The 22,603-nt window shown below is 68.3% G+C and carries 20 protein-coding genes, 1 pseudogene and 1 riboswitch; of the genes and pseudogenes, 18 read left to right on the forward strand and 3 right to left on the reverse strand.

Annotation, left to right across the window (positions count from 1 at the left end):
* The 16 genes and pseudogenes from OEJ37_RS34970 to metF form a co-directional block, all read left to right on the forward strand.
* A pseudogene (locus OEJ37_RS34970) lies at positions 1 to 176 on the forward strand (chemoreceptor glutamine deamidase CheD); the annotation flags it as partial.
* Positions 173 to 1,264 (forward strand): chemotaxis response regulator protein-glutamate methylesterase, encoded by a 1,092-nt coding sequence (locus tag OEJ37_RS31665; protein WP_152862380.1) that lies wholly within the window; start codon positions 173 to 175, stop codon positions 1,262 to 1,264. The pseudogene OEJ37_RS34970 and the gene OEJ37_RS31665, both read left to right, overlap by 4 nt.
* Before the next feature lie 67 nt (positions 1,265 to 1,331).
* Entirely contained in the window at positions 1,332 to 1,727 is a 396-nt protein-coding gene (gene cheY, locus OEJ37_RS31670; RefSeq protein WP_026045350.1) for a chemotaxis response regulator CheY, read from the forward strand.
* Position 1,728: 1 nt separating this feature from the next.
* Positions 1,729 to 2,460 (forward strand): protein phosphatase CheZ, encoded by a 732-nt coding sequence (cheZ, locus tag OEJ37_RS31675; protein ID WP_174422188.1) that lies wholly within the window; start codon positions 1,729 to 1,731, stop codon positions 2,458 to 2,460.
* Positions 2,461 to 2,733: 273 nt separating this feature from the next.
* The gene (locus tag OEJ37_RS31680; protein WP_174422189.1) at positions 2,734 to 3,237 is read left to right on the forward strand and encodes a DUF2844 domain-containing protein; all 504 of its coding nucleotides are present in this window, start codon (positions 2,734 to 2,736) and stop codon (positions 3,235 to 3,237) included.
* Between the two features lie 16 nt (positions 3,238 to 3,253).
* Positions 3,254 to 4,504, forward strand: coding sequence for a DUF3443 domain-containing protein (locus tag OEJ37_RS31685; RefSeq protein ID WP_263348828.1), 1,251 nt, complete (start codon positions 3,254 to 3,256; stop codon positions 4,502 to 4,504).
* 161 nt (positions 4,505 to 4,665) lie between these two features.
* The gene (locus OEJ37_RS31690; protein ID WP_065498774.1) at positions 4,666 to 5,163 is read left to right on the forward strand and encodes a VOC family protein; all 498 of its coding nucleotides are present in this window, start codon (positions 4,666 to 4,668) and stop codon (positions 5,161 to 5,163) included.
* Positions 5,164 to 5,582: 419 nt separating this feature from the next.
* Positions 5,583 to 5,963 (forward strand): DUF805 domain-containing protein, encoded by a 381-nt coding sequence (locus OEJ37_RS31695; RefSeq protein ID WP_174422192.1) that lies wholly within the window; start codon positions 5,583 to 5,585, stop codon positions 5,961 to 5,963.
* Between the two features lie 343 nt (positions 5,964 to 6,306).
* Positions 6,307 to 7,506 carry a flagellar biosynthesis protein FlhB gene (gene flhB / locus OEJ37_RS31700; protein ID WP_175920794.1) on the forward strand — a complete coding sequence of 400 codons (1,200 nt, stop codon included), beginning with the start codon at positions 6,307 to 6,309 and terminating at the stop codon, positions 7,504 to 7,506.
* Positions 7,503 to 9,602 carry a flagellar biosynthesis protein FlhA gene (gene flhA, locus OEJ37_RS31705; protein WP_174422194.1) on the forward strand — a complete coding sequence of 700 codons (2,100 nt, stop codon included), beginning with the start codon at positions 7,503 to 7,505 and terminating at the stop codon, positions 9,600 to 9,602. Before flhB ends, flhA begins: the two co-directional genes overlap by 4 nt.
* Positions 9,599 to 11,383, forward strand: coding sequence for a flagellar biosynthesis protein FlhF (flhF, locus tag OEJ37_RS31710; RefSeq protein WP_263348836.1), 1,785 nt, complete (start codon positions 9,599 to 9,601; stop codon positions 11,381 to 11,383). The genes flhA and flhF overlap by 4 nt, the downstream gene beginning before the upstream one ends.
* Positions 11,376 to 12,194 (forward strand): MinD/ParA family protein, encoded by an 819-nt coding sequence (locus OEJ37_RS31715; protein WP_175920800.1) that lies wholly within the window; start codon positions 11,376 to 11,378, stop codon positions 12,192 to 12,194. The genes flhF and OEJ37_RS31715 overlap by 8 nt, the downstream gene beginning before the upstream one ends.
* Positions 12,195 to 12,216: 22 nt before the next feature.
* Positions 12,217 to 12,951 carry an RNA polymerase sigma factor FliA gene (locus OEJ37_RS31720; RefSeq protein WP_085041358.1) on the forward strand — a complete coding sequence of 245 codons (735 nt, stop codon included), beginning with the start codon at positions 12,217 to 12,219 and terminating at the stop codon, positions 12,949 to 12,951.
* Positions 12,952 to 13,036: 85 nt separating this feature from the next.
* Positions 13,037 to 13,164: riboswitch (S-adenosyl-L-homocysteine riboswitch) on the forward strand.
* Between the two features lie 32 nt (positions 13,165 to 13,196).
* Positions 13,197 to 14,615 carry an adenosylhomocysteinase gene (gene ahcY / locus OEJ37_RS31725; protein WP_152862368.1) on the forward strand — a complete coding sequence of 473 codons (1,419 nt, stop codon included), beginning with the start codon at positions 13,197 to 13,199 and terminating at the stop codon, positions 14,613 to 14,615.
* A 157-nt stretch (positions 14,616 to 14,772) separates the two neighbouring features.
* On the forward strand, positions 14,773 to 15,126 hold the full coding sequence (locus OEJ37_RS31730; RefSeq protein ID WP_011882923.1) for a phage holin family protein: 354 nt from the start codon (positions 14,773 to 14,775) through the stop codon (positions 15,124 to 15,126).
* 13 nt (positions 15,127 to 15,139) lie between these two features.
* Positions 15,140 to 15,970: a methylenetetrahydrofolate reductase [NAD(P)H] gene (gene metF, locus OEJ37_RS31735; RefSeq protein ID WP_152862366.1), complete on the forward strand. Its 831-nt coding sequence runs from the start codon at positions 15,140 to 15,142 to the stop codon at positions 15,968 to 15,970.
* 87 nt (positions 15,971 to 16,057) lie between these two features.
* On the opposite strand, the gene OEJ37_RS31740 is transcribed toward metF, so the two are convergent.
* Both OEJ37_RS31740 and OEJ37_RS31745 read right to left on the reverse strand, forming a co-directional pair.
* The gene (locus OEJ37_RS31740) at positions 16,058 to 17,536 is read right to left on the reverse strand and encodes an amidase (protein ID WP_263348960.1); all 1,479 of its coding nucleotides are present in this window, start codon (positions 17,534 to 17,536) and stop codon (positions 16,058 to 16,060) included.
* 81 nt (positions 17,537 to 17,617) lie between these two features.
* On the reverse strand, positions 17,618 to 18,310 hold the full coding sequence (locus OEJ37_RS31745; protein ID WP_174421631.1) for a dienelactone hydrolase family protein: 693 nt from the start codon (positions 18,308 to 18,310) through the stop codon (positions 17,618 to 17,620).
* A gap of 233 nt (positions 18,311 to 18,543) precedes the next feature.
* Between OEJ37_RS31745 and OEJ37_RS31750 the strand changes: the two genes are divergently transcribed.
* Together OEJ37_RS31750 and OEJ37_RS31755 are read left to right on the forward strand one after the other, a co-directional pair.
* Positions 18,544 to 19,623 carry an NAD(P)H-dependent flavin oxidoreductase gene (locus OEJ37_RS31750; RefSeq protein WP_174421632.1) on the forward strand — a complete coding sequence of 360 codons (1,080 nt, stop codon included), beginning with the start codon at positions 18,544 to 18,546 and terminating at the stop codon, positions 19,621 to 19,623.
* 443 nt (positions 19,624 to 20,066) lie between these two features.
* Positions 20,067 to 21,209, forward strand: coding sequence for a branched-chain amino acid ABC transporter substrate-binding protein (locus tag OEJ37_RS31755; protein WP_263348849.1), 1,143 nt, complete (start codon positions 20,067 to 20,069; stop codon positions 21,207 to 21,209).
* A gap of 85 nt (positions 21,210 to 21,294) precedes the next feature.
* On the opposite strand, the gene OEJ37_RS31760 is transcribed toward OEJ37_RS31755, so the two are convergent.
* Positions 21,295 to 22,512, reverse strand: coding sequence for an MFS transporter (locus tag OEJ37_RS31760; RefSeq protein WP_175948441.1), 1,218 nt, complete (start codon positions 22,510 to 22,512; stop codon positions 21,295 to 21,297).
* Positions 22,513 to 22,603 lie beyond the last annotated feature (91 nt).

The raw sequence follows: 22,603 nt of genomic DNA on the forward strand, positions 1-22,603 counted from the left end.
CGGCCGCGCCGCAGCCGGCGCGCCCGCGCATCGAGCTGTTCGGCGCGCGCGGCGCGAGCCCGGGCGGCACCGGCGCGGGCAGTGCCGGCGGTGTGCGGCCGGCGAATCCCTATGCCGGGAGCCCGGGCGCCGGAAGCGCGTACGCGGGGAACCTATCGAAAAAGCAGGAGGCATGACCGCAGTGCAGAAGATCAAAGTATTGTGCGTCGACGATTCGGCGCTGATCCGCAGCCTGATGACGGAGATCATCAACAGCCAGCCCGACATGACGGTGTGCGCGACCGCGCCCGATCCGCTCGTCGCGCGCGAGCTCATCAAGCAGCACAACCCCGACGTGCTCACGCTCGACGTCGAAATGCCGCGCATGGACGGGCTCGACTTCCTCGAGAAGCTGATGCGCCTGCGGCCGATGCCGGTCGTGATGGTGTCGTCGCTGACCGAGCGCGGCTCGGAGATCACGCTGCGCGCGCTCGAACTGGGCGCGGTGGATTTCGTCACGAAGCCGCGCGTCGGGATTCGCGACGGGATGCTCGACTACGCGGAAAAGCTCGCCGACAAGATCCGCGCGGCGTCGCGCGCACGCGTGCGCCAGGCGCCGCAGCCGCAGGCCGCCGCGCGCACGGCGGACAGCCAGCCGGCCGCGCCGATGATCAACAACCCGCTCGTCAGTACCGAGAAGCTGATCATCATCGGCGCGTCGACGGGCGGCACCGAGGCGATCCGCGAAGTGCTGACGCCGCTGCCCCCGGATGCGCCGGCGGTGCTGATCGCACAGCACATGCCGCCGGGTTTCACGAAATCGTTCGCGCAGCGGCTGAACGGCCTGTGCCGGATCGCGGTGAAGGAAGCCGAGCACGGCGAGCGCGTACTGCCGGGCCATGCGTACATCGCGCCGGGCCATGCGCACCTGCTGCTCGCGAGAAGCGGCGCGAACTACATCGCGCAGCTGTCGGACGAGCCGCCGGTGAATCGCCACCGCCCGTCGGTCGACGTGCTGTTCCGCTCGGCGGCGACGCACGCGGGCAAGAACGCGATCGGCGTGATCCTCACCGGGATGGGCCGCGACGGTGCGGCCGGCCTGCTGGAAATGAAACGCGCGGGCGCTTACACGTTCGCGCAGGATGAAGCGAGCTGTATCGTGTTCGGGATGCCGCGCGAGGCGATCGCGCTCGGCGGCGCGGACGAGATCGCACCGCTCGCCGACATGAGCCGCCGCGTGATGGCGCGACTGGCGACGATGGGCGACCGCGTGCAGCGCGTGTGAATGGAATGTCACGGGGCGCGTGCCACGATACGCGTCCCGACGGAAACGAATCTGGAAAGGAACGACGATGGACAAGAGCATGAAAATCCTGGTGGTGGACGATTTCCCGACGATGCGCCGGATCGTCCGCAACCTGCTCAAGGAACTGGGCTACACGAACGTCGACGAGGCCGAGGACGGCGCGGCCGGTCTCGCGCGGTTGCGCGGCGGCGGCTTCGACTTCGTGATTTCGGACTGGAACATGCCGAACCTCGACGGCCTCGCGATGCTGAAGGAAATCCGCGCGGACGCGACGCTTACGCACCTGCCGGTGCTGATGGTGACGGCCGAGTCGAAGAAGGAGAACATCATCGCGGCCGCGCAGGCGGGTGCGAGCGGCTACGTCGTGAAACCGTTCACGGCCGCGACGCTCGACGAGAAGCTGAACAAGATCATCGACAAGATGGCGAAGACCGGGAGCTGACGTGAACGAGCCGATCCATGCGGCGCTCGCCGGCGCGGGGTTCAGCGCCGACAGCCACCCAGAAGGCGCCGATTTCGCGAGCGACCGCATTCTCGCGCGCATCGGCCAGGTCACGCGGGCGCTGCGCGATTCGATGCGCGAGCTCGGGCTCGACAAGCATGTCGAGCGCGCGGCGGAAGCCGTGCCCGATGCACGCGACCGGCTGCGCTACGTCGCGACGATGACCGAGCAGGCCGCCGTGCGCGTGCTGAATGCGATCGAGGTCGCGAAGCCCGTGCAGGAGCGTATCCAGAACGAGGCCGAGGCGCTCGACGCGCGCTGGGCGCAGTGGTACGCGGCGCCGATCGAGCACGCGGAAGTGCGCGAGCTGATGGACGACACGCGCACGTTCCTGCGCACGCTGCCCGAGTCGACGTCGGCGACCAGCGCGCAACTGCTCGAGATCATGCTCGCGCAGGATTTCCAGGACCTGACCGGGCAGGTGATCAAGAAGATCATGGACATGGTCTACCTGATCGAGCAGCAGCTCCTCACCGTGCTCGTCGAGAACATCGCGCCCGAGCGGCGCGAACAGTTCGCGGCCACCGCGGCCGCGCTCGCGGCCGAGCAGATGAGCTCGACCGGCAGCCCCGAGTCGCTGCTGAACGGCCCGCAGATCGCGCCGGAAGGCAAATCCGACGTGGTCCAGGACCAGGGGCAGGTCGACGACCTGCTCGCGAGCCTGGGCTTCTGATCCTGCTGCAGCGCATCGGCGCGCCCCGTTTCGCGGGGCCGCCCGATGCATGCGTCGCGCCGTTCCCACCACGTTTCCCCACGCTCGCCCCGCACGCACCCCGCATGCGCGACCCTGTACGGGCTGTGTCGAATTGACACTTTGACACACTCAGCAGGCATACTACGCGTCAGCAGCAACGGAGCGTCATTCAAACGACTTTCATATGTTGGCTGGCGGCGCGGGCACGATGGCTGCGCCTCCGGCAACGAAGCCAGTCCCTTGGGAGGGAACGTGAAGCTGGAACGCTTGGGCTGGGCCGTCGCGCATGCGGCGGCTGCAATGGGTGTGCTGTGGACCGTCCACGCACACGCGGAACTGGGCGGCGCGCCGATGTCGCCGCCGGCGGACGATCAGGCTGCAACCGTGCGCGCGATGCAGCGCGCGATGCGCTCGGCCGACGGCGTGCAGACGAGCACGGCCGCCTATACCGTCCGCGAGATCACGCTCGGATCGGGCACCGTCATCCACGAATACACGTCGGCGGCCGGCAGCGTGTTCGGCCTCGCATGGCGCGGACCGACGATGCCGGATCTCGCGTCGCTGCTCGGCAGCTATTTCCCGCAGTACACCGCCGGCGTCCAGGCGGCGCACGCGGCGCGCGGCTGGCGCGCGCCCGTGTCCGTCGACACCAGCGGCCTCGTGATCCGGACGGGCGGCCACATGGGCGCCTTCTCGGGCCAGGCGTGGCTGCCGGCGGCGCTGCCTGCCGGCCTCGCCGGCAACGACATCCAGTGACAGCGGGAGAGCGATCTTGAGAATTCCTCGTACATTCAAGCGCTGGCTCGGCGTGCTGGGCCTCGCGGCCGCGACGGCCGTGCTCGTGACGGCATGCGGCGGCGGCGACGGCGGCGGCAGTTCCGGCAACAACGGCGGCAGCAACGGCAACGGTTCGACCGTGTCGGACGGCAATACCGCGAACACGGCCGTCATCACGGTCGGCACCGGCGCCGCGAACGTGATCAACATCCCGACCGTCAGCGTGAAGGTCTGCGCGCCGGGCACGTCGACCTGCCAGGTGGTCAACAACGTGCTCGTCGATACTGCGTCCTACGGGCTGCGGCTCGTCGGCAGCGCGGTGTCGGGCGTGCTCAACAGCCTGCCGCAGGTGACGAGCGGCGGCGCGCCGGTCGCCGAGTGCGGCAAGTTCGTGTCGAGCTACACGTGGGGCTCGGTGCGCACGGTCGACCTGTCGATCGGCACCGAACAGGCGAGCTCGCTGCCCGTGCAGATCATCGGCGACCTCGGCACGACGAACGTGCCGAGCTCGTGCACGAACGGCGGCGCATCGGCCAACTCGGCGAGCGCGCTCGGTGCGAACGGGATCCTCGGCATCGGGCCGGCGCCGGTCGACTGCGGTACGACCTGCGCGACGTCGACGTCGTCGAGCAACAACTACTACGCATGCCCGAACGGCAATGCGAGCTGCGCGGTTGCGCTCGTGCCGGTCGCGCAGCAGGTCGCCAACCCGGTTCATCGTTTCGCGACCGACAACAACGGCGTGATCGTGCAGATGCCGGCCATCTCGACCAGCGGGCAGGCCAGCGCGACGGGCCTGCTGATCTTCGGGATCGGCACGCAGGGCAACAACGGGCTCGGTGCGTCCACCGTCATGACGTCGACCACGACGGGCGACGTCAGCGCGTCGTTCCTCGGCAGCACGGTGACGGCTTTCTTCGATACCGGTTCGAACGCGTATTTCTTCAACGATTCGGCGCAGACGGTCTGTTCGAGGAACACGCAGTTCTACTGCCCGTCGTCGACGACCACCTATACGGCGACGCTGACCGGCCAGAACAGCGCGAGCGGCACCGTGTCGATGCCCGTCGCGAACGCGGATACGCTGTTCTCGAACGCGTCGACGTTCGCGTTCAACGACATCGCGGGCCCGTTCGGTTCGCCCGGATGGCTCGATCTCGGCATGCCGCACTTCTACGGCAAGACGATCTACTTCGGGATGGACAAGCGCTCGAGCGGCGGCGCGGCGCCTTTCGTCGCGTTCTGACGCGGCACGGCCGCGGGCAGCAAAGAGGGGGCGAGCGATCGCCCCCTTTTTTATCCGGAGGCCGCGCGCGCACTACGGATCGGATCGCCGCCGTGCGCGGGCGCAGCGCCTACGATGTAAGACCGGCACCGGTGCCTGCACGACGTCGAGGAGACAGCGCCATGAGCCCGCGCATACAACGCATCACGCCGTTCCTGTGGTTCGACCGCGACGCCGAGGCGGCCGCCGGTTTCTACGTGTCGGTGTTCGACAACGCGCGCATCGTGCACGTCGCGCGCTACGGCAAGGCCGGCGCGCACGCGTCCGGGCAGGCCGAGGGCGCGGTGATGACGGTAGCGTTCGAACTCGACGGGCAGGCGTTCGTCGCGTTGAACGGCGGCCCCGTGTTCCAGATGACGCCGGCCGTGTCGTTCGTCGTCAACTGCCGCGACCAGGACGAGATCGACCGCTACTGGGCACGCTTGTCCGAAGGCGGCGACGAGCGCGCGCAGCAGTGCGGCTGGCTGCGCGACCGCTTCGGCGTGTCGTGGCAGGTCGTGCCCGTGCAGATGTCCGAGCTGATGACGGGCGATCCGGCACGCGCCGAGCGCGTGATGGCGCAGGTAATGACGATGAAGAAGCTCGATCTCGGTGCGCTGCAGCGGGCGGCGGCCGGTTAGGGCCCAGGCCGGAGGCCGGCCGCCGCGCACCGCCCTCGTATGGTCGAGGAAGCGGTGGCCGGGCCCGTACGCGGTGCTTTCGATGCGCGCCGCGTCGGCCGGCGCGACGGCGTAATGCTGACCGGTAAATCGAATGCCGCGCGACCGGATCGATTATCGATCGCGTCCGGATTCATTCGGTTGTAATCAAATACTGGATTATCCGAGGCTGTCGACTCTGTCAGGTCTTCAAAATTTATTAAAATGACGCGGCATGCAAGTCCGTGGCGCCGCATCACGGCATGACAGCCGTTCCAGCGCCGTGCGACGGGGTATGCGCCGGCCCGGCGTGTGAAAAGAGATGGAGCCTGCCGAAATTCAAACATATAATTCCGGCGTTGTTTCCGGGGTCGCCAATATAAAACAGGAGGGTAATAAAGATGAATTTTTCCGAGGCTGTTCGTTCCGTACTCAATCAATACGCGAAATTCGAAGGCCGCGCGCGGCGTGCCGAATACTGGTATTTCGCGCTGCTGACCTGCGTTCTTTCTGTCGCTGCACAGGCGATCGGCGCGATCGGCCGCGACGCGAGCCTGATCATGCTGCTGCTGCTGGGCGCGATCTTCCTGATTTCGCTGGCGCTGATCATTCCGAGCATTGCGGTCAGCGTGCGCCGCCTGCACGATACGAACCGCTCGGGCTGGTTCCTGCTGCTCGGGTTCATTCCGATCGTCGGCGCGATCCTGCTGCTCGTGTGGATGTGCTCGCGCGGCACCGCAGGCCCGAACCGCTTCGGCGAGGATCCGATCCCGGCGGTCTGAGCGCCGCCCGCCCCGACGCGCGACGCCGTCGCGTCGGGGCCTGATTTCCCCGCTTTTTCCGCTTCTTCGCTTCACCGTTCCCCGCTTCATTCCACCACCGTCCCGTCCGGGAACCTCGCCGGGAACCGCGCTCCATCGTCGCGCCGATCGCCGCGTTTTTCCGCCGCGTCACGCCATTTCGCGCGCCGCTCCGTCCCTCATCCAGCCTCGTTCGCACCGGCTCGCCCGATTCCCCGAAATACCCCCCTTTCCCGGCTTTGCTCGACCGATCGGCGTTTGACGCCTCCATGAATAATCGGTGTCACTGGAAAGCGGCATTCCGCCGTACCCGACTGGAGGCCCCGTGGCAGACGAGAGCGATCTCGACAAGACCGAAGCCGCCACTCCCAGGCGCCGCGAGAAGGCGCGCGAGGAGGGGCAGGTCGCGCGTTCGCGCGAACTGGCTTCGTTCGCGCTGCTCGCGGCCGGGTTCTACGGCGCATGGCTGCTCGCGGGCCCGTCGGGCGCGCATCTGCAGGCGATGCTGCGCGGCGCGTTCACGTTCGACCGCGCGACCGCGTTCGACACGAGCCGGATGCTGTCGGCGGCCGGCAGCGCGAGCCTCGAAGGCTTCGCCGCGCTGCTGCCGATCCTCGTGCTCACCGGCCTCGCGGCGCTGCTCGCGCCGATGGCGCTCGGCGGCTGGCTGATCTCGCAGAAAACCTTCGAGCTGAAGTTCGACCGCCTGAACCCGATCTCGGGCCTCGGCCGGATCTTCTCGATCCAGGGGCCGATCCAGCTCGGCATGTCGCTCGCGAAGACGCTGGTCGTCGGCGGGATCGGCGGCATTGCGATCTGGCGCAGCAAGGACGAGCTGCTCGGCCTCGCGACGCAGCCGCTCGGCGCGGCGCTGCCCGACGCGCTGCATCTCGTCGCCGTGTGCTGCGGCACGACGGTCGCCGGGATGCTGGTGGTCGCCGCGCTCGATGTGCCTTACCAAATCTGGCAGTACAACAAGAAGTTGCGCATGACGAAGGAAGAAGTGAAGCGCGAGCATCGCGAGAACGAAGGCGATCCGCACGTGAAGGGGCGGATCCGCCAGCAGCAGCGCGCGATCGCGCGCCGCCGGATGATGGCGGCCGTGCCGAAGGCCGACGTGGTCGTCACGAACCCGACGCACTTCGCCGTCGCGCTGCAATACACGGACGGCGAGATGCGCGCGCCGAAGGTCGTCGCGAAGGGCGTGAACCTCGTCGCCATGCGCATTCGCGAACTCGCGGCCGAGCACAACGTGCCGCTGCTCGAGGCGCCGCCGCTCGCGCGTGCGCTGTATCACAACGTCGAACTCGAACGCGAGATTCCCGGCTCGCTGTACTCGGCCGTCGCCGAAGTGCTCGCGTGGGTCTACCAGCTCAAGCGCTTCCGTTCGGAAGGCGGCGCGTTCCCCGCGGTGCCGGTCGATCTCGACGTGCCGGCCGAACTCGACAAGGGCACGTCGGTGTCCGCCGACGATGAACGCGAGGAAGCCGAGGACACGCTCGGCAAGCAAGGAACTTCCGCATGAGCACCCCGACCGGCCTGTTCGCGAAGCGCACGAACCCGTTCGCGGGCACCAACCTGCGCGCACTCGCGGGCCCCGTCCTCATCTGCATGATCCTGGGGATGATGATCCTGCCGCTGCCGCCGCTGCTGCTGGATCTGCTGTTCACGTTCAACATCGCGCTGTCGGTGATGGTGCTGCTCGTCAGCATGTACACGATGAAGCCGCTCGATTTCGCGGCGTTCCCGAGCGTGCTGCTGTTCTCGACGCTGTTGCGCCTGTCGCTGAACGTCGCGTCGACGCGCGTCGTGCTGCTCGAGGGCCACACCGGCCCCGACGCGGCCGGCCAGGTGATCGAGGCGTTCGGCCACTTCCTCGTCGGCGGCAACTTCGCGGTCGGCATCGTCGTGTTCGTGATCCTGATGATCATCAACTTCATGGTGATCACGAAGGGCGCTGGGCGGATCGCCGAAGTGTCCGCGCGCTTCACGCTCGACGCGATGCCCGGCAAGCAGATGGCGATCGACGCCGACCTGAACGCGGGCCTCATCAACGAGGAACAGGCGCGCAAGCGCCGCCTGGCCGTGTCGCAGGAAGCCGAGTTCTACGGGTCGATGGACGGTGCGTCGAAGTTCGTGCGCGGCGACGCGATCGCCGGCCTGATCATCATGGCGATCAACGTGATCGGCGGGCTGATCGTCGGGATGGTCCAGCACGACATGAGCTTCGCGGCGGCCGGCACGAACTACACGCTGCTGACGATCGGCGACGGCCTCGTCGCGCAGATCCCGTCGCTCGTGATCTCGACCGCGGCCGGCGTGATCGTGTCGCGCGTCGCGACCGACGAGGACATCGGCACGCAGATCACCGGGCAACTGTTCACGAATCCGCGCGTGCTGACGATCACCGGCGTGATCATCGTGATCATGGGGCTGATCCCGGGGATGCCGCACTTCGCGTTCCTCGCGCTCGGCGGCGGCGCGATCTGGCTGGCCCGCACGCAGACGAAGCGCGCGGCGGCCCGCAAGGCGGCCGGCGACGTGACCGACATCGCGCCGCCCGCCGTGCTGCCGTCCGACAGCCACGAGGCGACCTGGGACGACGTGCAGCTGATCGACCCGCTCGGCCTCGAGGTCGGCTACCGGCTGATCCCGCTGGTCGACAAGAACAGCGACGGCGAGCTGCTCAAGCGCATCAAGAGCATCCGCAAGAAATTCGCGCAGGAAATCGGCTTCCTGCCGCCGGTGATCCATATCCGCGACAACCTCGAACTGCGGCCGAACGCGTACCGGATCGCGCTGAAGGGCGTCGAGATCGGCGTCGGCGAAGTGTTCCCGGGCCAGTGGCTCGCGATCAACCCCGGCCAGGTGACGGCCGCGCTGCCGGGCGCCTTGACGCAGGATCCCGCGTTCGGGCTGCCGGCCGTGTGGATCGACGTCGCGCTGCGCGAACAGGCGCAGGTGTACGGCTACACGGTGGTCGACGCGAGCACGGTCGTCGCGACGCACCTGAACCATCTCGTCGTCCAGCACGCGGCCGAGCTGCTCGGCCGCCAGGAAGTGCAGGCGCTCGTCGAGCGCACCGGCAAGGACGCGCCGTCGCTCGTCGAGGACCTCGTGCCGAAGACGATCTCGCTGACGACGCTGCAGAAAGTGCTGCAGAACCTGCTCGAGGAAGGCGTGCCGATCCGCGACATGCGCACGATCCTCGAAGCCGTGTCCGAACATGCGGGCCGCGGCGACGCGTTCGAGATCACCGCCGCGGTGCGGCTCTCGCTCGGCCGCGCGATCACGCAGCAGTGGTATCCGGGTGCGGGCGAGATGCAGGTGATGGGCCTCGACTCGAATCTGGAGCGCGTGCTGTCGCAGGCGCTCGCCACCGGCGCGAACCCGGGCCTCGAGCCCGGCCTCGCGCACAACCTTCTGACCGGCACGCAGCAAGCGATGCTGCGTCAACAGAATCTCGGGCTGCCGCCCGTGCTGCTGGTGCAGCACGCGCTGCGCGCGATGCTCGCGCGTTTCCTGCGCCGCAGCCTGCCGCAATTGAAAGTGCTGTCGTACGCCGAAGTGCCGGACACACGCACGATCAAAGTCGTTAACGTCATCGGGGGTTCCGCTTGAACATTCGCAAATTCACCGGCGCAACGAGCCGCGACGCGCTTCGTCTCGTGCGCGAGGCGCTCGGCGCCGACGCGGTCGTGCTGTCGAACCGCACGCTCGATGACGGCAGCGTCGAAATCGTCGCACTCGCCGATTCGGACCTGGCCGCGGTGACGCCGCCGGCCGCTGCACGGCCGCGCATCGCCGCGCCGCGCGTGCCGGATTCCGTGCCGGCCGCCGCGGTGCAGGGCATCGTGTCGCGCCCGGGCGCCGCGCTCGCGCGCCCGAGCGCCAATCCGTATGCGGCAGGCGTCGGCGGGCTGCCGGACGTGTTCTCGTCCGTGTTCGGCGCAAGCGCCGAGGCGGACGTAGCGGACGTAGCGGACGAAACGACGGCGCACCCTTCGACGATCGATGCGGCAGCACCGGCTGCGGTATCGCCGTCGCTCGCCGCACCGGCCGCCGGTACGCCCGCAGCAGGTACGCCCGCCGCCGCCGCTTCCGAACCCGCGCCGTGGCTCGTCGAGCACGCGAAGCGCCTGACGCAGCAGCGCGACGCGCTGATCGCACGCACGCAGGCGACGCAAGCCGCGCCGCAAGCCGGCGCACCCGCGCCGCACATCGCCGCGAGCGCACCGTCGCCCGACTGGGCACGCGACATCGTGCGCGATGCCGAACGCCGGATGCCGGCAGCCGCGCCGCGCATGCCCGACACGAGCGCAGCGAACGCAGCGAAAGCGGCCGAGCGCACGCGCCTGTCCGCCGACACGGCCGCTGCGGTGGCCGATGCGGTGAAGTCGCGCATCGAGCGGGTCGTCAACGACACGGTGATGCACGAGCTCGGCGAACTGCGCGGAATGATGGAAGAACAGTTCGACAACCTGATGTGGCACGACCGCCAGCGTCGCAGCGCCGTGCATGGTGCGTTGACGAAGCACCTGTTCGCGGCCGGCCTGTCCGCGCAGCTCGTGCGGATGCTCGTCGACAACCTGCCGTCCGGCGACGGCGCGCAGACCTTCGAACAGGCCGCCGAATGGGCGCAGTCGGTGCTCGCGGCGAACCTGCCGGTGCTCGACAGCGAGGACGCGCTGATGGAGCGCGGCGGCGTGTTCGCGCTGATGGGGCCGACGGGCGTCGGCAAGACCACCACCACCGCGAAGCTGGCCGCGCGCTGCGTGATGCGCTTCGGCGCGAGCAAGGTCGCGCTGCTGACCACCGACAGCTACCGGATCGGCGGCCACGAGCAACTGCGCATCTTCGGCAAGATCCTCGGCGTGCCGGTGCACGCGGTGAAGGATGCGGGCGATCTCGCGCTCGCGCTGTCCGAGCTGCGCAACAAGCACATCGTGCTGATCGACACGATCGGCATGAGCCAGCGCGACCGCGCGGTGTCCGACCAGATCGCGATGCTGCACGGCGCGAACGCACCGGTGCAGCGCCTGCTGCTGCTCAACGCGACGAGCCACGGCGACACGCTCAACGAGGTCGTGCAGGCGTATCGCAGCGCGGGCGAGCATCCGGACCTCGCCGGCTGCATCCTCACGAAGCTCGACGAGGCGACCCACCTCGGCGGCGTGCTCGACACGGTGATCCGCTACAAGCTGCCGGTCCACTACGTGTCGACCGGCCAGAAGGTGCCGGAAAACCTGTATGTCGCATCGACCAAGTTCCTGCTGAAGAGCGCGTTCTGCGTGCCGCGCGACGGCTCGCCCTTCGTGCCGCAAGACGAAGACATGCCGACGCTGCTCTCCGCACTGACCGCACGTTCCACCGCCGAGCTGCACGAGGTGCGATTTGGATAAACGAATCATCGACCAGGCCGAAGGGCTGCGGCGCCTGCTGGCCGGGCGCGCGTCGCGCATCGTCGCGGTGACGGGCGGGCCGGCGGGTGTCGGCTGCACGTCCACCACCGTGAACCTGGCGGCGGCGCTCGCGTCGCTCGGCAAGGATGTGCTCGTCGTCGACGAGCGCGCCGACGTGCATTCGGCCAGCGCGACGCTCGTGGGCGCATGGCTGCGCGACGGCGAGCGCACGCGGGTGGCCGCCGGCTTCGGCCTGTGCGCGGCCGCGCGGTTCGCGCGCGCCGGCTACAGCGACGCGCAACTGAGCGACTTCATCGACGGCCCGGCCGACATCGTCCTCGTCGACGCGCAGCTCGGCGCCGACGGCTCGTTCTCGGCGCTCGCACGCGAAGCGCACGACGTGCTGGTCGTCACGCGGGTCGCCGCGCAGGCGATCACCGAGGCGTACGCGTGCATGAAGCGGCTGCATTTCGCGCACGCGTTCGCGCAGTTTCGCGTGCTGACCAATCACGTCGGCAGCCATGCGGACGCGAAGACGGCCTTCGACAACCTGGCGGGCGTCGCGAGCCGCTACCTGACCGTGTCGATCGCCGACGCGGGCTGCGTGAGTGCCGATCCGCTCGTCGAACACGCGCGCGAGCTGACGCATGCGGTGGTCGACGCATTCCCGTCGTCGTCGGCCGCGCGCGACTACCGGCAGATTGCCGCCGACCTGCTGTACTGGCCGATGCGCCCGCGTTCGGGCGCGGGCCGTGCCGTCCATGCGGGCGGCAAGCCGTCGTATGAGGCGGGCGCGGCACACGCCGCGTGAGCGCTACCGGAAGGAGAGAGCCATGATGTACAACGCTCAAGGAAAGATGTCCCAGGCCGACGTGCTCGCGCAATATGCACCGCTCGTGCGTCGCCTCGGGCTGCAGCTCGTCGCGAAGATGCCGGCGAGCGTCGATCTCGACGACCTGATCCAGGCCGGCATGATCGGCCTGATGGATGCGGCTGGCCGCTACAAGGAAGATCAGGGCGCGCAGTTCGAGACCTACGCGACGCAGCGCATCCGCGGCGCGATGCTCGACGAGCTGCGCAGCAACGACTGGCTGCCGCGCAGCCTGCGCAAGACGTCGCGCGAGGTCGAGCACGCGGTGCACCAGGTCGAGCAGCATCTCGGCCGCTCGGCGAGCGAGACCGAGATCGCGCAGCACCTGAACATGCCGCTCGACGAATACCAGGGGATGCTGCAGGACCTGCACGGCAGCCAGCTCATCTACTACGAGGATTTCGACCGCGCGGCCGACGACGAGCCGTTCCTCGACCGCTATCGCGTCGATCACGCCGATCCGCTGTCGTCGCTGCTCGACGAGCACCTGCGCGAGGCGCTCGTCGAGGCGATCGAGCGGCTGCCGGAGCGCGAGAAGCTGCTGATGTCGCTGTACTACGAACGGGGTCTGAATCTGCGCGAGATCGGCGCGGTGCTCGAAGTGAGCGAATCGCGCGTGTGCCAGCTGCACAGCCAGGCCGTCGCGCGCCTGCGCGCGCGGCTGCGCGAACAGGCGTGGGTCGGCGCGGAATCCTGACCCTTTCCGGGCGGCAACGCGCGCCGACGCCGCGCGCTTGAGTCGCTTGCGCATTTTGCGCGCCGATTTGCTACAATCCCTCCCGTTTTCCGAGGAGCGTTGCGACGGACCACCCTGCGTCCGCCAGGCTCGGAAGGCTTCACCAAGCAGCCGTGCGGCGCGCGTTTCGCGACCGTCGCGCCGGCTCCGCTTCCTGAACGGCGCTCACGTCACCAATCTAGAACTTTTTTAGAAAGGAGGGCGTGATGAACGCCATTATCGATTCGCAAGCTTCCAAGGATTACGTCGTCGCCGACATGGCGCTGGCCGGCTGGGGCCGCAAGGAACTGAACATCGCCGAGACCGAAATGCCGGGCCTCGTGCAAATCCGCGACGAATACAAGGCGCAGCAGCCGCTGAAGGGCGCGCGCATCGCCGGTTCGCTGCACATGACGATCCAGACGGGCGTGCTGATCGAGACGCTGAAGGCGCTCGGCGCGGACGTCCGCTGGGCATCGTGCAACATCTTCTCGACGCAGGACCACGCAGCGGCCGCGATCGTCGAATCCGGCACGCCGGTGTTCGCGTTCAAGGGCGAATCGCTCGACGAATACTGGGAGTTCTCGCACCGCATCTTCGAATGGCCGAACGGCGAATTCGCGAACATGATCCTGGACGACGGCGGCGACGCAACGCTGCTGCTGATCCTCGGCTCGAAGGCCGAGAAGGACCGTTCGGTGATCGCGAAGCCGACCAACGAGGAAGAAGTCGCGCTGTACAAGTCGATCGCGAAGCACCTCGACATCGACGCGACCTGGTACTCGAAGCGCCTCGCGCACATCAAGGGCGTGACCGAAGAAACCACGACCGGCGTGCACCGCCTGTACCAGATGGAAAAGGACGGCCGCCTGCCGTTCCCGGCGTTCAACGTGAACGATTCGGTTACGAAGTCGAAGTTCGACAACCTGTACGGCTGCCGTGAATCGCTCGTCGACGGCATCAAGCGCGCGACCGACGTGATGATCGCGGGCAAGGTCGCGGTCGTCGCGGGCTACGGCGACGTGGGCAAGGGCTGCGCGCAGTCGCTGCGCGGCTTGGGCGCGACCGTGTGGGTCACCGAAATCGATCCGATCTGCGCACTGCAGGCGGCGATGGAAGGCTACCGCGTCGTGACGATGGAATACGCGGCCGACAAGGCCGACATCTTCGTGACGGCGACCGGCAACTACCACGTGATCAACCACGATCACATGAAGGCGATGCGCCACAACGCGATCGTCTGCAACATCGGCCACTTCGACTCGGAAATCGACGTTGCGTCGACCCGCCAGTACCAGTGGGAAAACATCAAGCCGCAGGTCGACCACATCATCTTCCCGGACGGCAAGCGCGTGATCCTGCTGGCGGAAGGCCGCCTCGTGAACCTCGGCTGCGCGACCGGCCACCCGTCGTTCGTGATGTCGAACTCGTTCGCGAACCAGACGCTCGCGCAGATCGAGCTGTTCGTGCGCGGCGGCGAGTACGAGAACAAGGTGTACGTGCTGCCGAAGCATCTCGATGAAAAGGTCGCGCGCCTGCACCTCGCGCGCATCGGCGCGAACCTGTCCGTGCTGTCGGACGAGCAGGCTTCGTACATCGGCGTGCAGAAGGACGGCCCGTTCAAGCCGAACCACTACCGCTACTGATGCGCCGCCGCCGCCGTGCCGCTCGCGCCCCGCTGCGGGGCCCGCGGTGCGGCGGCGGCACGGTGGATCGCCGGCCGTTGCGTTGCGCCTTCGGGCGCGCGCGGCGGCCGGCGGCGGCCACTGATCGCACAGATCGACAACCGAACCGGAGCACTCCATGAGCGTCATCCTCACCTGGGTCATCAACGCGCTCGCGCTGCTGATCATCACGTACCTCGTGCCGTCGATCCACATCAAGAGCTTCGGCACCGCGCTGATCGTCGCGGTCGTGCTCGGGCTGATCAACACGGTGATCCGCCCGGTGCTGATCCTGCTGACGCTGCCCGTCACCATCGTCACGCTCGGGGTGTTCATCCTCGTCGTGAACGCGCTGTGCTTCTGGTTCGCGTCGTCGCTGCTGAAGGGCTTCGAGGTGTCGGGATTCTGGTCCGCGTTCTTCGGTTCGATCCTGTACAGCATCGTGTCCTGGCTGCTGTCCGCGCTGATCTTCGGCCAGCGCGACATCGGCTGACCCCTTTCGAATCATGAAACCGATCGAACTCTCGTTTGAATTCTTCCCGCCGAAGACGGCGGACGGCGTCGAAAAGCTGCGCGCAACCCGTGCGCAGTTGCTGCCGCTGAAGCCGAAATTCGTCTCCGTGACGTTCGGCGCCGGCGGCTCGACGCAGCAGGGCACGCTCGATACCGTGCTCGACATGCAGAAGGACGGCCTCGAGGCCGCGCCGCACCTGTCGTGCATCGGCTCGTCGCGCGACAGCCTGCGCGCGATCCTCGACCAGTACCGCTCGCACGGCATCCGGCATATCGTCGCGCTGCGCGGCGACCTGCCGTCGGGGATGGGCGCGGTGGGCGAGCTGCGCTATGCGTCCGAGCTCGTCAGCTTCATCCGCGCCGAGCATGGCGACTGGTTCCACATCGAGGTCGCGGGCTACCCCGAGTACCACCCGCAATCGCGCTCGCCGAAGGCCGATCTCGAGAATTTCGCGCGCAAGGTGAAAGCCGGCGCGAATTCCGCGATCACGCAGTACTTCTTCAACGCCGACGCGTATTTCCGCTTCGTCGACGATGTGCGCAAGCTGGGCGTGGACGTGCCGATCGTGCCGGGCATCATGCCGATCACGAACTTCTCGCAGCTGATGCGCTTCTCCGAGATGTGCGGCGCCGAAGTGCCGCGCTGGGTCGCGCGCCGGCTCGAGAGCTTCGGCGACGATCGCGACGCGATCCGCGCGTTCGGCGCGGATGTCGTCACCGATCTGTGCCGCCGCCTGATCGACGCGGGCGTGCCGGGGCTGCATTTCTACACGCTGAACGCAGCGACCGCGACGCGGACGATCTGCGAACGGCTCGGCGTGTAAGCGCCGCCGCGCGTTTTGCATGCGCAAAACCCCGCCGGTCTTGCCGGCGGGGTTTTTTTTCGATGCTTGCGGAAGCGGCCGCGCGCGTCAGCGCTGCGCCTGCATCAGCGGCGGGCGGCGGTCGAACCACGGCCGTGCCTGTTCGAGCTGCCGCGCGAGCCTGAGCAGCAGCGCGTCGTCGGTGTGGCGCGCGGCGAACTGCACGCCGATCGGCAGCCCGCGCGCATTCCAGTAGAGCGGTACCGACATCGCCGGCTGGCCGGTCAGGTTGAACAGCTCGGTGCAGCCGGCCCACGCGAACGCCTTCTCCGACGACTTCGCGAGCATTTCCTTCAGCAGCGGCTTTACCGGCAGCGCGGCGAGCAGCTTCATCTGCGCCGATTCGAACGGCGTCGGCTGCAGTTCGCCGATCTTCACCGGCGGCCCCGCGAGCGATGCGCACAGGATCGCGTCATGGCGCGACACGAGGCCGGCCACCTGCACGGTGAGCTGGCGCTGCCACTCGAGCACGTCCGGCAGGCGCGTGCGCGCGAGGCGCCGGCCGACCACGGCCATCGCCCACGTCGCCGCTTCGAATTCGCCGCGCCGCGGCGCGCGGCCGGTCAGCTCGCGCGCGCCGAGCACCATCTCCTCGGCGATCGTCGCCCACAGCGTGAGGAAAGTTTCGGCCGCGCGCGCGTAGTCGATGTGCAGCGTCGCCGGCTCGACGTGGTGGCCGAGCGATTCGAGCAGCGCGGCCGCATCGTCGAGCGCCGCGCGCGTGTCGTCGGCGAGCGCCGGCGCAAGCATCGGGTCGACGACGAGGCCGATCCGCAGCGGGCCGGGCGGCGTATCGAGTTCGCCGAGGAACGTGCCGGGCGCGCCGCGCGGCAGCGTCTGGCCGGTCGTCACGTCGAGCAGCAGCGCGCTGTCGCGCACGCTGCGCGAGACCGCATGCTGGACGACGAGCTCGCCGTTCGACGGCTGGTCGACGAGCATCGGGTTGCGGCTCGGCTTCAGGCCGAACAGCCCGCAGCACGATGCCGGGATGCGGATCGAGCCGCCGCCGTCGGACGCATGCGCGAGCGGCACGATGCCGGCCGCGACAGCCGCCGCCGCGCCGCCGCTCGAGCCGCCGGGCGTGTGGTCGAGATTCCACGGGTTGCGGCACGCGCCGAACAGTTCGGGTTCCGTGTACGGCATCTGGCCGATCTCCGACGTGTTGGTCTTGCCGAACACGTTGAGGCCGGCCGCACGGCTGCGCGCGATCACCGGCGAATCGTCGGCGGGCACGTAGTACCGGTAGTGCCGGCTGCCCATCGACAGCGGCAGCCCGGCGACCGCCGCGCCGAGATCCTTGACGAGATATGGAACGCCCGCGAACGGCGCGTCGACGCCGGGTTCGGGCGCGGAGGCCGCGCGCTGGCGCGCGGCTTCGTAGTCCTGCAGCACGATCGCGTTGATCGCGCCATTGACCGCTTCGGCCTGGCCGATCGCGGCATCGAGCAATTCGCGCGGGCTGGCCTTGCGGTCGCGCACGAGCGCGGCGAGGCCGATCGCGTCATGCGCGAGATAGTCCGAGTGCATCGCTGTCACCCCCGTTGTGACTCGTGGCGATGAAGGGAGAATAACGCGGGCCCGGCGCGATGGGCCCGCGGACGGGCGTTGTTACAGGTGCTCGGCGAGGAACGTCAGCGTGCGGCCGTGCGCGAGCGCCGCCGCGCGCTGGTTGTACGACGCGCGATCGGTGCAGTTGAAGCCGTGCTCGGCGCCCGGATACACGTGGAAGGATGCGTGGCCGTGGCCGGCGAACGCGGCCTTCACCTGATCGACGGCCGAGAGCGGGATCCCGTGGTCGTTTTCCGCGTAGTGGAACAGGATCGGCTGCGTGACCTTGCCGGCCAGATCGAGCGCGTTCTGGATGCCGCCGCCGTAATAGGCGACCGCCGCGTCGAGCTTGCCGGTCGCGGCCGCGCGGTACGCGAGCTGGCCGCCGAAGCAGTAGCCGATCGCGGCGAGCTTGCCGGCCACTTCGGGGCGCGCGCGCAACGCGTCGGCCGCCGCGCCAATGTCCGCGACCGCGAGACCGACGTCGGTCTTTTTCATCAGCTCGATGCCCTTGTCGCGATCCGCGCCTTCGTAGGTCAGTTCGACGCGCGGCTGCGTGCGCCAGAACACGTCCGGCGCGAGCGCGACGTAGCCGTCGGATGCGTACTGGTCGGCGACCGCGCGGATGTGCGAGTTCACGCCGAAGATCTCCTGGATGATGATGACGGCGGGGCCCTTGCCGCGCTTGGGCAGCGCGAGATAGCCGCCGAAGCTGTCGTTACCGGTCGGGATGTCGATCCATTGGGCAGTCACGTTTTGAACTCCTGGCGAACGGGGTGCGCCGAGCGCGCCCCGGGTGGAATAGGGCGGCCTAGTGTGCCACCAATCGTCTGGTGTTGCAGGGCACGCGCAACGCGTGCGCCAGCTTCTCGCGCAGCGATCGTTTCGATCTCGATTATTCATTTTTCGGCGGCAAGCCGCTTCGCTAGAGTCGATGTGCCGGTTTTTACAAAGCGCTTTCGCGCATCGTCATCGAAGGATTCGTCATGTCTGCCCGCCAGTATTCCACGCCCTTTTCCGAACGTTTCGGCCTGCGCCTGCCGCTCGTGCAGGCGCCGATGGTCGGCGCGACCACGGCCGCGATGGTCGCCGCCGCGTCGAACGCCGGCGCGCTCGGCAGCCTCGGCGCCGGCGCGTTCGAGCCCGATCGTCTCGCGACCGAAGTCGCGGCGATTCGCGCGGCGACCGATCGCCCGTTCGCGGTCAACCTGTTCGTGCTGCCGGACGTCGCACCCGATGCGGCGACCGTCGCGCGTGCACTCGCGGCGATCGACCCGCTGAACGCGACGCTCGGGCTGCCGCCGGGCGCCGCGCCCGCGCGCTACGCGCCCGACTTCCGCGCACAGCTCGATGCACTCGTGTCGCTGCGCGTGCCGGTCGCGAGCTTCACGTTCGGCGTGCTCGATGCGGCCGACGTCGCGCGGCTCAAGGCCGCCGGCACCTATGTGATCGGCACCGCGACGCACGTCGCCGAAGGGCTCGCGTGGCAGGCGGCCGGCGCCGACGCGCTGTCCGCGCAGGGCGCCGAAGCGGGCGGCCATCGCGGCACGTTCATCGGCGCCGCCGAAGACGCGTTGATCGGCACGTTCGCGCTCGTGCCGCAGCTCGTCGACGCGACGGGCCTGCCCGTACTCGCCGCGGGCGGCATCATGGACGGCCGCGGGATCGCGGCCGCGCTCGCGCTCGGCGCGCAGGGCGCGCAGCTCGGCACCGCGTTCCTGACCTGCGCGGAAAGCGCGATCGCGGCGGACTGGAAGGCACGCCTGCTGGCTTGCGCGGATACGTCGACGCAGGTCACGCGCGCGATCACCGGCCGCCATGCGCGCGGGCTGCGCAACACGCTGATGGCGCGGCTCGGCGAACGCGTGGCCGACGCCGCGCCGTACCCGGTGCAGAACGCGCTGACGCAGCCGCTGCGCCAGGCCGCCGCGCGCGCGAACGACGGCGACTACCTGTCGCTGTGGGCCGGGCAGGGCGCGCCGCTCGCACGGCGGCGCGGCGATGCACCGACGACGTCGCAGCTCGTCGCTGCACTTGACGCCGAATGGCGCGCATTGGCCGCCTGAACGGTACGCTTCATCGACCGCCTGAACCGTTCGTATCGAGCGACGAAACGCGCGTGTTGTCACGCGCGTTTCATTCAATGATCGCGGGCACAAAATACCGAATCGAAATGCCCCGGGAGTCTTTTGAAACCACCTTTCGACAAGCTGCCGGAAACTAGCGGAAACCCTTATTCGGCGTGGCTTGTAGCGATATTCGAGTCATCATTCCAAAGTGCGCATATCGGTAGTGTTACCACTACCCCAAAAAAGTCCCACAAATTAATTTGATCACCTACACTTGCGCGCAAGTACGGACGGGCGGTTGCTAAAAGCGGCTGTTTTCACGTGCTTGAGGCCAAGTGCATGAAGGATGCAACCGGCGAATCGTCCAGTGAATGCAAACACAGGGATGGCAGCGGGGCACCGGGCGATGGCGTTTTTTGGGACCGAAACTGGAGACTTACATGAATATCAAAATGCAGAAGCTGTTGCCGATCACCGCTGCGGCGATGCTGTGCGTTGCAGCTGCAAGCAACGCGGCCGCCGATCAAGTCGTCAAGATCGGCCACGTCGCGCCCTTGACGGGCGGCATTGCCCACCTGGGCAAGGACAACGAAAACGGTGCGCGTCTCGCAGTCGAGGAGATCAACGCCAAGGGTCTCACGGTCGGCGGCCAGAAAATCACGCTGCAACTCGACCCGCAGGATGACGCGGCCGACCCGCGGCAGGCCACGCAGGTTGCGCAGAAGCTCGTCGACGACAAGGTCGTCGCCGTCATCGGCCACCTGAACTCGGGCACGTCGATCCCGGCGTCGAAGATCTACAGCGACGCCGGCATCGTGCAGATCTCGCCGTCGGCCACGAACCCGACCTACACGCAGCAAGGCTTCAAGACGACCTACCGCGTCGTCGCGACCGACGCGCAGCAAGGCCCGGCGCTCGCGAGCTACGCGCAGTCGAAGGGCGTGAAGAGCGTGGCGGTGGTCGACGATTCGACCGCATACGGCCAGGGTCTCGCGAACGAGTTCGAGAAGAAGGCGAAGGCGCTCGGCCTGAAGGTGATGTCGCACGACGCGACGAACGACAAGGCGGTCGACTTCCGCGCGATTCTGACCAAGATCAAGGGTGAGAACCCGGACGCGATCATGTACGGCGGCATGGACGCCACCGGCGGCCCGTTTGCGAAGCAGGCGAAGCAGCTTGGCGTGCGCGCGAAGATCCTCGCGGGCGACGGCGTGTGCACGGAAAAGCTGGCCGACCTGGCCGGCGACGCGACCGACAACGTCGTGTGCTCGGAAGCGGGCGCTTCGCTCGAGAAGATGCCGGGCGGCAGCACGTTCAAGGCGAAGTTCGAGAAGCGCTTCGGCCAGCCGATCCAGATCTACGCACCGTTCACGTATGACGCCGTGTACATCGTCGTCGACGCGATGAAGCGCTCGAACTCGACGGACCCGGCGAAGATCCTCGCGGCGATGCCGGCGACGAACTACACGGGCGTGATCGGCACGACGACCTTCGACTCGAAGGGCGACCTGCAGCACGGCGTGATCTCGCTGTACAACTACAAGAGCGGCAAGAAGACGCTGCTCGACGAAGTGAAGATGTAACGCAACAGGCGGTCAACAGTAGGGGCGAAAGCGCGCATGCGGCAACGCATGCGCGCTTTCTTTCTGGCTGACGGGCGCCATGCCGTCAGATCTTCAGGTGCGCGAGCACCTTCGGCGCGACGGCTGCGACGAGCGCCGCGCACAGCGCGACGACCGACAGGCCGATCGTCAGGTTCGCGGCCTGCGCGACTGCGCCGATCACGACCGGGCCGAACAGCAGTCCGAAATACGCAAGCCCGGCCACATGCGCGAGCCCTTCGGCCGCGTGGATGCCTTTCACGCGCGCGGCGGCCGCGAACAGCACGGGCATCATGTTCGCGAGGCCGAGGCCCATCAGCGTGAAGCCGGTCAGCACGGCGGGCGGATACGGCAGCAGCAGCGCGCCGATCATCCCCGCGCACGCGAGCGACGCGCTTGCGAACACGAGCTGCGGCGCGCCGAAGCGGGCGCGCACGGCGTCGCCCGCGAAGCGCGCGATGGCCATCCCGCCCGAGAACGCCGCGTACGCGGCGCTTGCAAGCGCAGGGCTCGCCGCGACGACGTCGCGCATGTAGACCGTCGCCCAGTCGTACATCGCGCCTTCGGCGATCAACGCAACGAGCGCGATGCCGCCGAGCATCCACAGCGCGGGCGAGCGCCAGCGGTTGCCGCCGCCGTGCGCGTGTTCGTGGTGCGGCACATGCGGCAGCACGGCCGGGCTCGCGGCCACGAGCACCGCGGCGCTTGCCGCCGCCGCAAGCGCGAGATGCACGGCCGGCGCCATGCCGGCCGACAGCAGCGCGCCGCCGGCCGCCGCGCCCGACATCCCGCCGATGCTGAACATGCCGTGCAGCGACGACATGATCGGCTTGCCGAGCGCGATCTCGACCGCGCTGGCCTCGGCGTTCATCGCGACGTCGAGCGTCGCCATCGAGAAGCCGAACAGCGCGAGCACGCCGAGCAGCATCCAGTAGTCGGGCACGACGAGGATCAGCGCCGCGCACGCGGACATCACGAGCCCACCGGCGAGGCACGCGGTGCGCGAGCCGACGCGCGCGATCCAGCGCGCGATGGTCAGCATCGCCGCGATCGAGCCGCCGGCGACCGCGAACAGCGCGATCGACAGCAGCCCGGGGCTCAGCACGAACTTGTCGCGCACGGTCGGCACGTGCACGCCCCACGACGCGTACATCATGCCGGCGACGAAGAACAGCGCCATCGACGCCGTGCGTGCACGCTGGCGGGCCGGGAGCGACAGCACACGATGCGAGTCGGGCGGTGCGGCGAACGGGGACGACGATTCGGGGGAGGAGGATTCGGACACGGAAGGCTCGTCAAAGGATGCGCGGACGCACGCGGCGCCCGTCGGAATCGTCCGATTCTATCGAACCGCTTACGATCCTGCCGGGCGCTGC

The organism is Burkholderia sp. BKH01 (genome assembly GCF_025685725.1).
GTDB classification, from domain to species: Bacteria; Pseudomonadota; Gammaproteobacteria; order Burkholderiales; family Burkholderiaceae; genus Burkholderia; species Burkholderia pyrrocinia_C.

Bases quoted from the DNA above. Each gene is read 5' to 3' on its own strand.
- OEJ37_RS31665 (WP_152862380.1), top strand. From the start codon at position 173: ATGACCGCAGTGCAGAAGATCAAAGTATTGTGCGTCGACGATTCGGCG.
- cheY (WP_026045350.1), top strand. From the start codon at position 1,332: ATGGACAAGAGCATGAAAATCCTGGTGGTGGACGATTTCCCGACGATG.
- OEJ37_RS31690 (WP_065498774.1), top strand. From the start codon at position 4,666: ATGAGCCCGCGCATACAACGCATCACGCCGTTCCTGTGGTTCGACCGC.
- OEJ37_RS31695 (WP_174422192.1), top strand. From the start codon at position 5,583: ATGAATTTTTCCGAGGCTGTTCGTTCCGTACTCAATCAATACGCGAAA.
- flhA (WP_174422194.1), top strand. From the start codon at position 7,503: ATGAGCACCCCGACCGGCCTGTTCGCGAAGCGCACGAACCCGTTCGCG.
- OEJ37_RS31720 (WP_085041358.1), top strand. From the start codon at position 12,217: ATGATGTACAACGCTCAAGGAAAGATGTCCCAGGCCGACGTGCTCGCG.
- ahcY (WP_152862368.1), top strand. From the start codon at position 13,197: ATGAACGCCATTATCGATTCGCAAGCTTCCAAGGATTACGTCGTCGCC.
- OEJ37_RS31730 (WP_011882923.1), top strand. From the start codon at position 14,773: ATGAGCGTCATCCTCACCTGGGTCATCAACGCGCTCGCGCTGCTGATC.
- metF (WP_152862366.1), top strand. From the start codon at position 15,140: ATGAAACCGATCGAACTCTCGTTTGAATTCTTCCCGCCGAAGACGGCG.
- OEJ37_RS31740 (WP_263348960.1), bottom strand. From the start codon at position 17,536: ATGCACTCGGACTATCTCGCGCATGACGCGATCGGCCTCGCCGCGCTC.
- OEJ37_RS31750 (WP_174421632.1), top strand. From the start codon at position 18,544: ATGTCTGCCCGCCAGTATTCCACGCCCTTTTCCGAACGTTTCGGCCTG.
- OEJ37_RS31755 (WP_263348849.1), top strand. From the start codon at position 20,067: ATGAATATCAAAATGCAGAAGCTGTTGCCGATCACCGCTGCGGCGATG.